At 72.1% G+C, this 13,648-nt stretch carries 12 protein-coding genes; all 12 read left to right on the top strand.

From position 1 onward, the window contains the following. Positions 1–101 precede the first annotated feature (101 nt). The 12 genes from FHS44_RS14620 (at position 102) to FHS44_RS14565 (ending at position 13,643) form a co-directional block, all read left to right on the top strand. Positions 102–953 carry a dihydroorotate dehydrogenase electron transfer subunit gene (locus FHS44_RS14620; protein ID WP_184715363.1) on the top strand — a complete coding sequence of 284 codons (852 nt, stop codon included), beginning with the start codon at positions 102–104 and terminating at the stop codon, positions 951–953. Next, positions 943–1,917 (top strand): dihydroorotate dehydrogenase, encoded by a 975-nt coding sequence (locus tag FHS44_RS14615; RefSeq protein ID WP_184714607.1) that lies wholly within the window; start codon positions 943–945, stop codon positions 1,915–1,917. Before FHS44_RS14620 ends, FHS44_RS14615 begins: the two co-directional genes overlap by 11 nt. Continuing rightward, complete coding sequence (gene pyrF, locus FHS44_RS14610; RefSeq protein ID WP_184714605.1) at positions 1,914–2,627, top strand: orotidine-5'-phosphate decarboxylase; 714 nt, start codon at positions 1,914–1,916, stop codon at positions 2,625–2,627. The genes FHS44_RS14615 and pyrF overlap by 4 nt, the downstream gene beginning before the upstream one ends. A 199-nt stretch (positions 2,628–2,826) precedes the next feature. Continuing rightward, the gene (mihF, locus tag FHS44_RS14605) at positions 2,827–3,150 is read left to right on the top strand and encodes an integration host factor, actinobacterial type (RefSeq protein ID WP_184714603.1); all 324 of its coding nucleotides are present in this window, start codon (positions 2,827–2,829) and stop codon (positions 3,148–3,150) included. 138 nt (positions 3,151–3,288) lie between these two features. Beyond that, the gene (gmk, locus tag FHS44_RS14600; protein ID WP_184714601.1) at positions 3,289–3,921 is read left to right on the top strand and encodes a guanylate kinase; all 633 of its coding nucleotides are present in this window, start codon (positions 3,289–3,291) and stop codon (positions 3,919–3,921) included. 13 nt (positions 3,922–3,934) lie between these two features. Next, positions 3,935–4,198: a DNA-directed RNA polymerase subunit omega gene (gene rpoZ, locus FHS44_RS14595; protein ID WP_012889517.1), complete on the top strand. Its 264-nt coding sequence runs from the start codon at positions 3,935–3,937 to the stop codon at positions 4,196–4,198. Between the two features lie 8 nt (positions 4,199–4,206). Continuing rightward, entirely contained in the window at positions 4,207–5,487 is a 1,281-nt protein-coding gene (gene coaBC, locus FHS44_RS14590; protein ID WP_184714599.1) for a bifunctional phosphopantothenoylcysteine decarboxylase/phosphopantothenate--cysteine ligase CoaBC, read from the top strand. Positions 5,488–5,567: 80 nt separating this feature from the next. After that, the gene (locus FHS44_RS14585) at positions 5,568–5,936 is read left to right on the top strand and encodes a hypothetical protein (RefSeq protein WP_184714597.1); all 369 of its coding nucleotides are present in this window, start codon (positions 5,568–5,570) and stop codon (positions 5,934–5,936) included. A 224-nt stretch (positions 5,937–6,160) separates the two neighbouring features. Further along, positions 6,161–7,348, top strand: a complete 1,188-nt coding sequence (gene metK, locus FHS44_RS14580) for a methionine adenosyltransferase (protein ID WP_184714595.1) — start codon at positions 6,161–6,163, stop codon at positions 7,346–7,348. A 275-nt stretch (positions 7,349–7,623) separates the two neighbouring features. Beyond that, the gene (locus FHS44_RS42350) at positions 7,624–9,894 is read left to right on the top strand and encodes an ATP-binding protein (protein ID WP_221460693.1); all 2,271 of its coding nucleotides are present in this window, start codon (positions 7,624–7,626) and stop codon (positions 9,892–9,894) included. 208 nt (positions 9,895–10,102) lie between these two features. After that, positions 10,103–11,356, top strand: coding sequence for a helix-turn-helix transcriptional regulator (locus tag FHS44_RS14570; protein WP_184714593.1), 1,254 nt, complete (start codon positions 10,103–10,105; stop codon positions 11,354–11,356). A gap of 220 nt (positions 11,357–11,576) precedes the next feature. Further along, complete coding sequence (locus FHS44_RS14565; protein WP_184714591.1) at positions 11,577–13,643, top strand: primosomal protein N'; 2,067 nt, start codon at positions 11,577–11,579, stop codon at positions 13,641–13,643. The last annotated feature ends 5 nt before the right edge of the window (positions 13,644–13,648 follow it).

Genomic DNA, 13,648 nt, shown 5'->3' with positions numbered 1-13,648 from the left:
GCCGGGGAGGACGGGGTCGAGCGAGGGACCGGACGCCACGAGGACGAGAACCCCTGCGGGGTTGCCCCCAGGCGGAGGTGAGAGAGACGGCTGTTACTCCGGTGCAGGTGACGGGCACGGTGCTGACGACGCGCCGGGTCGACGCCTACCATGCGCTGACCGTGGTCGCCCCCGGCGTCGCCGAGCGGTTCAGGCCGGGCCACTTCGTCTCGGTCGCCGTCGGCGGGCCGCAGACGTCGATGCTGACGCGCCGTGTCTTCTTCGTCCACGACGTCAAGCCCGACTACGGAGGCACGGTCGAGTTCGTCTTCACCGGCAGGGGACCGGGCACTGCCTGGCTCGCCGAGCGCCGCGCCCGCGACACCCTCGACCTGGTCGGCCCGCTCGGCAGGCCGTTCCCGCTGCCCCGCGACCCCGCGACCTGCGTCCTGGTCGGCGCGGAGTACGGCTCGGCGACGCTGTTCACCGTGGCGGACGCCCTCCAGCAGCGCGGCTGCCGCGTCGACTTCGTGCTCGGCGCCGCCTCCGCCGACCGGGTCTTCGGCGCGCTGCGCGCCAGAAGGATGGGGGAGACGACCACCCTGACCACCGAGGACGGATCCCTCGGCATGCGCGGCAGGGTGGCCGACGTGCTCCCCGGCGTGATCGCCGACGTCAGGGCGGACGCGGTCTACGCGTGCGGCCCCATGGACACGCTGCGCGGCGTCACCGCCGTCGCGGTCGAGTTCGACATCCCGGTGCAGGTGGCCGTCGAGGAGCGGATGGCCTGCGGCATCGGCGTGTGCATGACGTGCGTGCTCCCGGTCATCGGAGACGACGGCGTCACCCGGATGGTGCGCTCGTGCGTCGAAGGACCGGTCTTCAGAGGCGAGCGCGTCCGCTTCGACGACGTGGGGACGATCCCGTTCGACGCGCTGGGAGCGCCGGGTGGGGGAACACGGAATGTCGGTTGACATGCGGACCTACCTGGGGCACGTGGAGCTGGGCAACCCGATCACCACGGCCGCCGGGTGCGCCGCCTCGGGCGCGGAGCTGGCCCAGTTCTTCGACCTGGCCAGGATCGGCGCCCTGACCACCAGATCGATCACCATGGCCCCCAGGGCGGGCAGGCCGACCCCCAGGGTCGCCGAGACGCCCTCGGGGCTGCTCAACGCCGTGGGCCTGCAGGGGCCCGGCGTGGACGCCTTCCTGGAGCGCGAGCTGCCCTGGCTGGCCCAGCGGGGGATAAGGACCGTGGTCTCCATCGGGGGCGGCACCGTCGCCGAGTACACCGCGCTGGCCCGCAGGCTCACCGACGCCCCCGGGGTGACCGCCGTCGAGGTCAACCTGTCGTGCCCGAACATCGAGGACCGGGGCAGGGTCTTCGCCCGCGACGGGGCCGCCTCCGCCGAGGTGGTCGCCTCGGTGCGCTCGGTCATGCGCTACGACGTCCCGGTGGTGGCCAAGCTCTCGCCGGACGTGATGGACATCGTGAGCGTGGCCAGGGCGTGCGTGGACGGCGGCGCCGACGCCCTCTCGATGATCAACAGCCCCATCGGCATGAGCATCGACACCGAGGCCATGCGGCCCTCCCTGGCCGCGGTCACCGGCGGTCTGTCGGGACCGGCGATCAGGCCGCTGGCCGTACGCTGCGTGTGGCAGGTGCACGCGGCACTGCCCAGCGTGCCCATCATCGGCATGGGCGGCGTGCTGACCGGCAGGGACGCCTTCGAGCTCATCCTGGCGGGCGCCTGCGTCGTCGCCGTGGGCACCGCCCTGTTCCACGACCCCTACGCCTGCCTGCGCGTCCTGAGGGAGCTTGAGGAGCTCCTGGCGGCGCGCGGCTTCCACCGCCTCGCCGACGCGGTCGGGCTGGCCCATCGTCCGCCGGGGACCTCGACCCGGCACCGAATAGACCTGGAGGAGAGTTCCCTGTGACGTCCGCACCCATCGCCGTAGCCCTGGACGCGCCCGACCTGGAGACCGCAGCCCACTGGGCGAGCGTGGTCACCCCACACGTCAGCACCGTGAAGGTCGGGCTCGAACTCTATCTCCGTTACGGTCCCGAGGTGATCGCCTCGGTCAGGGGCGCCAGCGGCGTCCAGGTCTTCCTCGACCTCAAGCTCCACGACATCCCCAACACGGTCGCGGGCGCGGCCAGGGCCGTGGCACGGCTCAGGCCGGCCATCCTGACCGTCCACGCGGCCGGAGGCCCCGCCATGATCAGGGCGGCCGTCGAGGCGCTGCCGGACACCCGGATCGCGGCCGTGACGGTGCTCACGTCGCTGTCGGCGGCCGACCTGCACGGCATCGGCCTGGAGGGCTCTCCCGACGACGCCGTGCGCCGCCTGGCCACGCTGGCCGTCGGCGCGGGCGCGCAGGCCCTCGTGTGCTCGCCCCGCGAGGTCGCCGCGGTGCGGGCAGAGGTCGGCCCGGACATCACCCTGATCACGCCCGGCGTCCGCCCCGCCGGTTCCGCGACTCAGGACCAGGCAAGAGTAGCGACTCCGGAGAGGGCTTTGGCCGACGGGGCCGATCTTCTGGTGATCGGCCGCCCGATCACCGGCGCCGCCGACCCCGGCGCGGCCGCCGCGGGAATCGCCGCCGCGCTCCGCCGGGCCCTCACCTCGACCGGCCGGGACGCCTGATCCATGATGTGATCCACGTCGCCGCAAAACACGGAGTTGAGCGTCGTTTCATCGACGCTCGGCGACTTTCTCGCTACACAAAGTGACGAAGTAGATTTTCTAAGGGAAGAAACTGGTCTTGACGTTGCTTGAAGCGCCATGACCAGCTAGTTTCCCTTCCCGTCCGAGTACATCGACAGGAAATTCGAGGTGACCCGGCGTGGCTCTTCCTCCCCTTACCCCTGAGCAGCGCGCCGCAGCCCTAGAGAAGGCTGCCAAGGCCCGCCGAGAGCGTGCCGAGGTTAAGAACCGCCTGAAGCACGGCGCTATCTCTCTGGCTGAGGTGCTCAAAGACGGGCAGGCTGACGACGTCATCGGCAAGATGAAGGTGTCGGCTCTTCTGGAGTCGCTCCCCGGCGTGGGCAAGGTCCGCGCCAAGCAGCTGATGGAGCGGCTTGGCATCGCAGAGTCCCGCCGCGTGCGGGGCCTGGGCGCCAACCAGCGGGCGTCCCTTGAGCGTGAGTTCGGCGGGGCCGAGGGCTAGTCTCGGTCCGGTACGACACGCTCATCCGCGCCCTGCGCGGGAACGGCATCACGGGGGGTTGTGGAGTTGACCGGAACATCGTGGTCCGACGGGAGTCGGGCTCCGGGGAAGACCGCTGAGAGCGGGTCCGGTGGCTCCGTGTCCCCGGTCGAAGGTCCGGAGGGGGCACGAGCCTTCCCCGGGCCGACCGGCAACCGCCTGACGGTCCTCTCAGGGCCGTCAGGCGTTGGTAAGTCCACGGTCGTCGCCGAGCTTCGGCGGGCACACCCCCAGGTGTGGCTGTCGGTCTCGGTGACCACCAGGAAACCGCGCCCTGGGGAGACCCACGGCGTCGAGTACTTCTTCGTCGACGACGCGGAGTTCGACCGCCTGGCCGCCTCCGGCGAGCTGCTGGAGTGGGCGGAGTTCGCCGGCAACCGGTACGGCACGCCGCGCGCCCCCGTGCTCGCCAAGCTCACGGCCGGGGTGCCCACGCTCCTGGAGATCGACCTCCAGGGGGCACGCCAGGTCAGGGCCAGCATGCCGGAGGCCCTGCTGGTCTTCCTCGCCCCGCCGAGCTGGCAGGAGCTGGAGAAGCGCCTGCGCGGCAGGGGAACCGAGCCCGAGGACGTCATCGCCCGGCGCCTGGCCGCGGGCCGGATCGAGATGGCCGCCGAGCAGGAGTTCGACCTCACGCTGGTGAACACGTCGGTCCAGGAGGTATGCCACAGGCTGATAGCCTTGTTGGCTGATGCTCCCGAGGCTTCGAGCCCCGGACGTTCACCTAGCTAGGGGAAAACACAACGTGGCAACGAACGCGGCCTACTCCGAAGGCATCACCAACCCGTCGATCGACGCCCTGCTGGACATCGTCGACAGCAAGTACAGTCTGGTGATCTTCGGTTCGAAGCGCGCCCGCCAGATCAACGCCTACTACTCCCAGCTCGGCGAGGGCCTGCTGGAGTACGTCGGGCCGCTCGTGGAGACCCACGCCCAGGAGAAGCCGCTGTCCATCGCGCTGCGCGAGGTCAGCGAGGGTCTGCTGACCTCAGAGCCGATCGAGGGCTAGTCCCGCCGATGCGGACGCCTGGCGAGGGCGAGACCGCCTTCCCCTCCTCTCCAGCCGCTGCGGAACAGGCGCTCCCCGGCCCGCGCCGCAGGCCGTCTGTCGTCCTCGGGGTGGGTGGCGGCATCGCCGCCTACAAGGCCTGTGAGCTGCTGCGCCTGTTCACCGAGTCGGGCCACGACGTGCGTGTCGTCCCCACCAGGCAGGCTCTGCGTTTCGTCGGCGAGCCCACCTGGGCAGCCCTCTCCGGCAACCCCGTCGCCGCCGACGTCTGGGAGTCGGTGCACGAGGTGCCCCACGTCAGGATCGGCCAGGGCGCCGACCTGGTCGTCGTCGCTCCCGCGACCGCGGACCTGCTGGCCAGGGCCGCCCACGGGCTGGCCGACGACCTGCTGACCAACACGCTGCTCACCGCGCGCTGCCCGGTGGTCCTGGCGCCCGCGATGCACACCGAGATGTGGGAGCACCCCGCGACCCGGGCGAACGTCGCGACCCTCCGCGAGCGCGGCACGCTCGTCGTCGAGCCCGCCGTCGGCCGTCTCACCGGCGCCGACACGGGCAGGGGGCGGCTGCCGGACCCCGTGGAGATCTTCGAGTTCTGCCGGGGAGTGCTCGCCGGACGGCCCGCCGACCTTGGGGGCCGCAGGCTGGTGATCTCGGCCGGGGGCACCCGCGAAGCCATCGACCCGGTCCGCTTCCTGGGCAACCGCTCCTCGGGCCTGCAGGGCTACGCTCTCGCCCGTACGGCCCTGGCCCGCGGCGCGCGGGTCACCCTGGTCGCCGCCAACGTCTCCCTGCCCGACCCCGCGGGGGCGACGGTCGTCCGGGTCGAGTCCGCACTCGAACTGCGCGAGGCCGTGCTCAAGGCCGCCAAGGAGGCGGACGCCGTGGTCATGGCCGCGGCCGTCGCCGACTTCAGGCCCGCGCGGCGGAGCGGGTCGAAGGTCAAGAAGACCTCGGCCGACCCCGACCCTATCTATTTGGTGAAAAATCCGGACATCCTTGCTGAGCTGGGGGAGCGCAGGCGACAGGGGGAGGGGCTGGGTCCGCGCGTCATCGTGGGGTTCGCCGCCGAGACCGACGACGTGCTCGCCAACGGACGCGCCAAGCTCGCCCGCAAGGGCTGTGACCTGCTGGTCGTCAACCAGGTCGGAGAGAACCTCGCCTTCGGGACCCCGGACAACGCGGCGGTCGTGCTGGCCGCCGACGGTGACCAGGTCGAGATCCCGCTCGGTCCCAAGGAGGCCCTGGCGGACGTGGTCTGGGACCTCGTCGCCGAACGCCTGGCCTGACTCCCTTGCCGGAGATCCTCCGGGGACGGATACTGCGTCCGGAACGACCTGGAACGTCCCGCCCGGAAGGTTTTGCGACCATGCCGGTCTCCGCCGCCGTCAGGGCGCGCTGCCGCGCCCTGCTCCCGCCGGGGGAGGACATCAGCTACGTCCTTCCCGCCCTCTCCGTCAGCTCGCCGGGTACGGCGGCCTTCATCATCGTGGTCACCGACCGGTCGATCCTGGTGATGTCCACCAAGTTCTTCGACCGTGACATGCCCAGCTCGGTCTACGCGACGCACGCGCGCCGTACCCGGCTCGGGCCGGTCGAGTTCTCCTCGGGCGCGGCCATCGAGTTCGGCGGGATGGTCTTCGAGATCGACGAGGAGTACGCGGCGGTGGTGTGCGCGGCGGACGCCGAGGTCTTCGCGCCGGAGACGCTGCCTCCCGACCCGCTGCCCGACCTGTGACCCTTCTCTCCCACGAGACAGTTTGTAACGAAATATCAGGGTAAAGCGGTCGGTTTGGTGTGATTTCGGGCCAGTTGGACGGTGGAGCACCAAGATTCGGGCACGCCGGATTAGGGGTGATTTCGCGGCGCCGTACCTGGTGGGGCTAGAATTCGGCGAGCGCTTCGGTGCCGCGTGCCCCGAAGTCCCAGACGCCAGCAGCCGCTGCATGAGGAGCCACTGACTTGTCCCGTCGCCTGTTCACCTCCGAGTCGGTCACAGAGGGCCACCCGGACAAGATCGCCGACCAGATCAGTGACGCGATTCTCGACGCCATGCTCAAGGGAGACCCCAGGAGCCGTGTCGCGGTCGAGACGCTGATCACCACCGGTCAGGTCCACGTCGCCGGAGAGGTGACGACGGAGACCTACGTCGACATTCCCGGTCTCATCCGGGAGAAGATCCTCGAAATCGGTTACGACGCCTCGCACAAGGGCTTCGACGGCGCCTCCTGTGGCGTCTCGGTGTCCATCGGCGCGCAGTCGCCCGACATCGCCCAGGGTGTGGACGCCGCCTACGAGGCCCGCGAGGGCGAGGGCTCCGACGAGCTCGACCGCCAAGGCGCGGGCGACCAGGGCCTGATGTTCGGCTACGCCTCGCGCGAGACCCCCGAGCTGATGCCGCTGCCGATCCAGCTTGCCCACCGCCTGGCCGAGCGCCTGTCGGAGGTCCGCAAGAACGGCACCGTCCCCTACCTCCGTCCCGACGGCAAGACCCAGGTCACCATCGAGTACGACGGCGACAAGCCGGTCCGCCTCGACACCGTGGTCGTCTCCACCCAGCACGCGGCCGAGATCGACCTCAAGGAGATGCTGGCCCCGGACATCAAGGAGCACGTGGTCGACCCGGTGCTCGCCGGGCTCGAGATCGCGACCGAGGGCTACCGGCTGCTGGTCAACCCCACCGGCCGCTTCGAGATCGGTGGCCCGATGGGCGACGCCGGTCTGACCGGCCGCAAGATCATCGTTGACACCTACGGTGGCATGGCCCGCCACGGTGGCGGCGCCTTCTCCGGCAAGGACCCGTCCAAGGTGGACCGCTCGGCCGCCTACGCCATGCGCTGGGTCGCCAAGAACATCGTGGCCGCCGACCTGGCGGACCGCGCCGAGGTCCAGGTCGCCTACGCCATCGGCAAGGCGCACCCGGTCGGCGTGTTCGTCGAGACCTTCGGCACCGAGAAGGTCCCGGTCACGAAGATCCAGGAGGCCGTGCTCAGCGTCTTCGACCTGCGCCCGGCCGCGATCATCCGCGACCTCGACCTGCTCCGCCCGATCTACTCGGCGACCTCCGCCTACGGTCACTTCGGCCGCCCCGAGTTCTCCTGGGAGGCCACCGACCGCGCCGACGCCCTGCGCAGGGCCGCCGGTCTCTGACCGCCCTGACACGGCCCCCGCGAGACACCTTCTCGCGGGGGCCGTGCCGTTTCCTCCCGCGCCTTCCACGGCCTTCCAGGGGCTCCCTCTGGCCCGCCGTACGGTGCCGGAATCCCCCGCCCATCACGGGTCAGGAACTCACATATGGAGCCTGACCACCAACTGTGCCCCCTGAACCGTCGAATTCTGTGTAACTTCTCTTTTGGAGATCTTGGGGGAGAGACGTGATCAGGCGGTTTGGGACAGGCGAACTGCCCATGGAGGCGACAAGCTTCGTGGGACGCAAGGAGGAGCTTCGCCAGGTACGGCGACTGCTCCAGGTCTCTCGGCTGGTCACCGTCACCGGGGTCGCCGGCATCGGCAAGACCCGGGTCGCGGTCAGGGCGGCCGCCGAGGTGCTGGGAACCTTCGCCGACGGCGTCAAGTTCGTCGAACTGGCCGGGGTGAGCGACCCGGGCCGTCTCGAACAGGCCGTGGCGTACGCGCTCGAACTGGTCGACCTGTCCGTGCGGCCGGACACCGAGGTCCTGGTCGAGCATCTCCGCGACCGGCAGATGCTCCTGGTCCTCGACACCTGCGAGCACCTCGTGGACGCCTGCGCCAGGCTCGCCCAGACCCTGCTGGAGAACAGCCCCAACCTGCGGATCCTGGCCACCAGCAGGCAGTCGCTCGGCGTGCCCGGCGAGCACATCGTCGCCCTGCCGCCGATGGCCCTGCCGGGGCCGCGCGCCATGAAGTCCGTCGGCGCGCTCTCCCGGTGCGAGTCGGTCACGCTGTTCCTCGAACGGGTCGCCGCGGTCAGGCCGAACTACGCCCTCACCGGGGAGAACGCCGAGGAGATCGCGGAGATCTGCACCAAGCTCGACGGCATCCCGCTGGCCATCGAACTGGTCGCCGTGCGGATGCGCGCCTTCACCCTGGGCCGGGTCCGCGACCTGCTCGACGACCGGCTCTGGCTGCTCTCCGGGCGGGTGACGGCCAGCAGGCACCCCACGGTCGGCGCGACCGTCGACTGGAGCCACGACCTGTGCACCCCCGACGAGCGGCTGCTGTGGTCACGGCTGCCGGTCTTCGTCTCCGACTTCGACGCCGCCGCCGCTGAGGGCGTCTGCGCCGACGAGGCGCTGCCCGCCGAGCGGATCCTGCCGACCCTGCTCGGCCTGGTGGACAAGTCGATCGTGATCCCGGTCAAGCGCGAGGAGGGCACGGCCTACCGGCTCCTGGACATCATCAGGGAGTACGGCGCGGCCAGGCTGGCCGAGAGCGGGGACGAGGGGTGGCTGCGCCGCAGGCACCTGCGCTACCACTTCGAGCTGGCCCTCAGGGGCAAGGAGTCGGGCCGCCACGGTGACCAGGTCGAGTCGTGGAGCCGCGTCCGCAGGCAGTGGCCCAACATCCGCGCCGCCCTCGACCTGTGCGTCGACGACCCCGAGCTGCGTGAGACCGGCCTGATGATGGCGGCGGGCCTGTGGTACCTCTGGGTGGCCTGCGGGATGCTCAGGGAGGGCCGCGACCAGCTCGAACGGCTGCTCGCCCAGCCCCTGCCCGACAGCCAGGCCTGGTCCTGGGGGCTGCTCACCCTCGTCTACATCGCCAACGCCAGGGGCGACCTGGACGAGGCGCGGCTGCTGCTGGAACGGTGCAGGCTGCACAGCCCGCCGGGGACGCCCGGCGCCGAGCTGGTCGAGCTGGTCCAGCTCAAGATGAACGGCACGCTGGCCTCGGTCGAGGGTGACCCTCGGGCCGCGGAGAGCATGCTCGGCACGGTGATCGAACGGCTGCGCCCCAACCGGGAGCTGCCCGAGGTGCTCCTGCCCGCGATGGTCGAGCTGGGCACCTGCCTGGTGCTCGGCGGCGAGCCGGAGCCGGCGGGCCGGGTCCTGCTCGAATGCCGTGAGCTGTGCGACGAGCTGGGGGAGGTCTGGTCGAACGCGCAGGCCGACTACGTCCTCGGCCTGGTGGCCAGGGCCGAGGGCGACGCCGCCAGGGCGGTCGGGCACGCCCGCGACTCCCTGCGGGTCAAGACGCGTTTCTCCGACACCATGGGTGTCGTCTCCTGCTTCGAACTGCTGGCCTGCGCCGCGGCGGACCAGGGCGACCTCGCCAGGGCCGGGCGGCTGTTCGCCGCGGCCCGCGCCGAACGGCTCGACAAGGGACTGATCGAGCAGGGCTACCCGGTGGTGATCGAGGAGAGCGCCCGCTGCGCCGAGCGGGTCGCCAAGGAACTGCCGCGCAGGGAGGCCGAACAGGCGGTCAGGGAGGGCGCCGCGCTCGGCTCGGAGCGGGCGATCGCCTACGCGCTCGGCGAGGAGCTGGCCGGGGGGCCCGCCGTACGGGACTCACGCTGGGCGCCGCTGACCCGCAGGGAGCGTGAGGTCGCCGAGCTGGTCGCGGAGGGGCTGACCAACCGGCAGATCGCCCACCGGCTCGTGGTCGTCCAGCGCACGGTCGACTCCCACGTCGAGCACATCCTCGCCAAGCTCGGCTTCTCCGCGCGCACCCAGATCGCGGCCTGGGCGATCAGGCAGCGCAGGGGACACGTGTGAGGCGTGCCGGCCGTACGAGCGGCGACTGAACGGACAACTCACCCAGACGGCCATGAATCCCCCGCGTGTACGGGCAGGTCGTGAGGGCAGGCGATTTCGTCGGACGTGAATGTTCTGATTGGCGTGAATTTTTTGCCGTGGGCGGATGTTCCACGAGTGCACGGCTGTCCCTCATCGAGGACCGCACCGACCGAAGCGGAGGACGAACATGGCGCGGGGGCCGGGAAACCTGCCGGTTGACCTGTCCAGCTTTGTGGGACGGGCGGAGGAACTGGCCGAGGGCCTGCGCCACCTCACGGAGGCCAGGATCATGACCGTCACGGGTCCCGCGGGCGTCGGCAAGACCCGCACGGCCCTGCGCCTGGCCGCCAGGCTGCGCCGCCGCTTCGCGGGCGGGACCTGGCGGGCGGAGCTGTCCGGCACCGCCGACCCGGTGACCGCGCTGGCCGAGGCGCTCGAACTGCCCAGGTCGCTGTCCGCGCGGGAGATCGGGGCCGCCCTGCGCGAGCGGCGCCCGCTCGTCGTCCTCGACACCTGCGAGCACATCCCCGGCGAGGTCGCCGCGCTGGCCGAGGACCTGCTGGCCGAGGCGCCCAGGACCGCGATCGTCGTCACCGGGCGCAGGCCGCTCGGCCTGCCGGGGGAGCGGGTGCTCCAGCTCGCGCCGCTGCCGCTCACCTCGGCCGTGCGGCTGTTCGAGGACCGGGCCATGGCGGTCGATCCCCGCTTCGCGCTGACGCCCGCCACGTCGCCGGTCGTCGCGGAGATCTGCGGCAGGCTCGACGGGCTGCCGCTGGCGATCGAGCTGGCCGCGACCCTGGTGCGCTCCATGCTGGCCAGGGACCTGCTGGAGGAGCTGAAGCACCGCTTCACCCTGCTCACCGGGGTCAGCAGGACCGTGCTGCCGCGCCACCGCGACCTGCGGGCCGCGGTCATGTGGAGCTACGACCTCTGCGACAGTGAGCAGCGAGCGCTGTGGGCGCTGCTGGCGGCGCTCGCGGGCTCCTTCGACCTGGCGGACGCGCGTACGGCGTGCCAGGGGCACCTGCCCCGGGAGCGGGTCGCGCCGGTCCTGGCGAAGCTGGTCGAGGGGTCGATCGTGCTCCGCGAGCCCGGTGAGCGCTACCGGATGCTGGAGACCTACCGCAGGGTCGGCCTCGAACCGTCGGGCGGCCCGTGGCGGCCCGCCGTACAGCGCCCGCTGCGGGGCGGGGGACGGCTGCCCTCCCCCCGCCAGCCAGGCGGGACGGCCAGGCCCGCGGGCACGCTGAGCGCCAGGGAGCTCCAGGTGGCCAAACTGATCACCGAGGGACTCTCGAACCCCGAGATCGCCGTACGGCTGGACATCGCCAAACGCACCGTGGACGCGCACGTCCGCAACATCCTCGCCAAGGGCGGCCTCGCCTCCCGCACCCAGGTCGCCGCGTGGGTCGCGGAAAGCGATTATCAGTCCTCGACATAGGCACATCGCCCGATGCGGGAGGGGTGTGGGAGCGGTCATCATGGAGGTGGCCAGTGGGACACCGTGTGCTCCAGCGTTCCGCAGCGTCGGGTGGTCTTGAGGGAGGGGTCCCCTTCCACCTGAAGTATGTTGGGGTTTTCCCTGTGTCGGGCGTGACCCACTGGCCGAACCCCTCCCGCGTCTGGCGGGACGGTCCCCGCGCATCTGGTAGGACAAGTGGGTGACCCACACCAGCCTCCCCGCGGACGACGACGCCCTGCTGCCGCTCGACGCCGTGCGCCGTGGGCCCGTCCCCGCCGCCAGGTCGCCCAGGGGGGTGCCCGAGCCGGCCGCGACACTGCCGGTCGCCCGGGTCGTCGTGGACACGCCGCTGCCGCACCTTGACCGGCCGTTCGACTATCTCGTGCCCGCCCCCATGGACGCCGAGGCGGTGCCCGGCGTCCGGGTCAGGGTCAGGTTCGCGGGCAAGCTGGTCGACGGCTTCCTGCTCGAACGGGCCGAGGACACCGAGCACGAGGGCGGCCTGGCCAGGCTGGAGCGGGTCGTCTCGCCGGAGCCGGTGCTCACCCCCGAGATCGCCGCGCTGGCCAGGATCGTGGCCGACCGCTACGCGGGGACCATGGCCGACGTGCTCAGGCTCGCCGTCCCCCCACGTCACGCCAGGGTCGAGGCCGAGAAGCCACAGGAGCCGGAGCCGGGCGAGGACGCGGCGTCGGGCGGGCCGGGGCCGTGGGCGGACTACCCGGAGGGGGAGGCGTTCCTGGCGGCCCTGGCCGAGGGGAGCTCACCCCGCGCGGTGTGGAGCGCGCTGCCCGGGACCGGACAGGACGGCCTCGAATGGCCCCGGGCGGTCGCGGTTGCCGTGCGGGAGACGCTCAACGGGGACAGGGGCGCCCTCGTCGTCCTGCCCGACGGCAAGGACGTCGCGCTCGCCGACGCCGCCCTGAGCGCCGCCCTCGGCCCCGGCAGGCACGTCGCGCTCACCTCGGACCTGGGGCCAGCCGAGCGCTACCGGCGCTGGCTGCGCGTGCGAAGGGGACACGTGCGGGTCGCCGTGGGCACCAGGGCCGCCGTCTTCGCCCCGGTCAGGGACCTGGGCCTGGCGGTGATCTGGGACGACGGCGACGACCTGCACGCCGAGCGGCTGGCGCCATACCCGCACGCCAGGGAGGTCCTCGCGCTGCGCGCCCACCACGGCAGGGCGGGCCTGCTCATCGGCGGCCACGCCCGTACGGCGGAGGCCACCAGGCTCGTCGCGACCGGCTGGGCGGGTCCCATCGTCGCGGCCCGCGAGACCGTCAGGGCCAGGGCCCCCAGGGTCCGCCCCGCCGGGGACGACGCCGAGCTGGCCAGGGACGAGGCGGCACGGGCCGCCAGGCTGCCCAGCCTCGCCTGGCGGGCGCTGCGCACGGGCCTGGAGGCCGGGCCGGTGCTGGTCCAGGTCCCCCGCAGGGGATACCTGCCCGGCCTGGCCTGCCAGAGCTGCCGGACGACGGCCAGGTGCGGGCACTGCAGGGGGCCGCTCGCGCTGCGCGGGGGGCACGCCATGCCGTACTGCCGCTGGTGCGGCCGGATCGCGGGGCAGTGGCGCTGCGCGGCCTGCGGCGCGGCACGGATGCGGGCGCAGGTGGTCGGCGCCCGCCGTACGGCCGAGGAGCTGGGCAGGGCCTTCGCCTCGGTGCCGGTCAGGACCTCGGGCAGGGACGGGGTGCTCGCCGCGGTCGGCGACGCGCGGGCCCTGGTCGTGGCGACCCCGGGGGCCGAGCCCGTCGCGGAGGGCGGCTACGCGGCGGCGGTGCTGCTGGACGGCTGGGCGCTGCTGGGCAGGCCGGACCTGCGGGCCGCGGAGGAGACGCTGCGCCGGTGGATGAACGCGGCGGCGCTGCTGCGGCCGGGGGCCGAGCTGGTGGTGCTCGCCGACTCCTCGCTGCCCGCCGTACAGGCGCTGCTGCGCTGGGATCCGGTCACCCACGCCGAGCGTGAACTGGCGGAGAGGACAGAACTCCGTTTTCCCCCCGCGGTAAGGATCGCGACCCTCACCGGGTCTCCCGCCGCGGTGCGGGAAATGCTCGGCGACGTCGAGCTGCCCGGGGAGGCGCAGGTTCTCGGCCCGGTCCCCCTCGACGCGCCAAGGGGCGACCAGGTGCGGGAACGTGCCATGGTGCGGGTCCCACAGGCGGCGGGAACGGCGCTGGCGGCGGCGCTGAAGGGGGCGGCGGGAGTGCGCTCGGCCCGTAAGTCCCCGGAGGTGGTCCGAGTGTGCATTGACCCCCTGGACGTCATTTGAGGTGT

Source organism: Streptosporangium saharense, from assembly GCF_014203715.1.
Classification (GTDB): Bacteria; Actinomycetota; Actinomycetes; order Streptosporangiales; family Streptosporangiaceae; genus Streptosporangium; species Streptosporangium saharense.
Note: the sequence above shows the minus strand (reverse complement) of the source record. Positions and strands in the feature narration are given on the sequence as shown.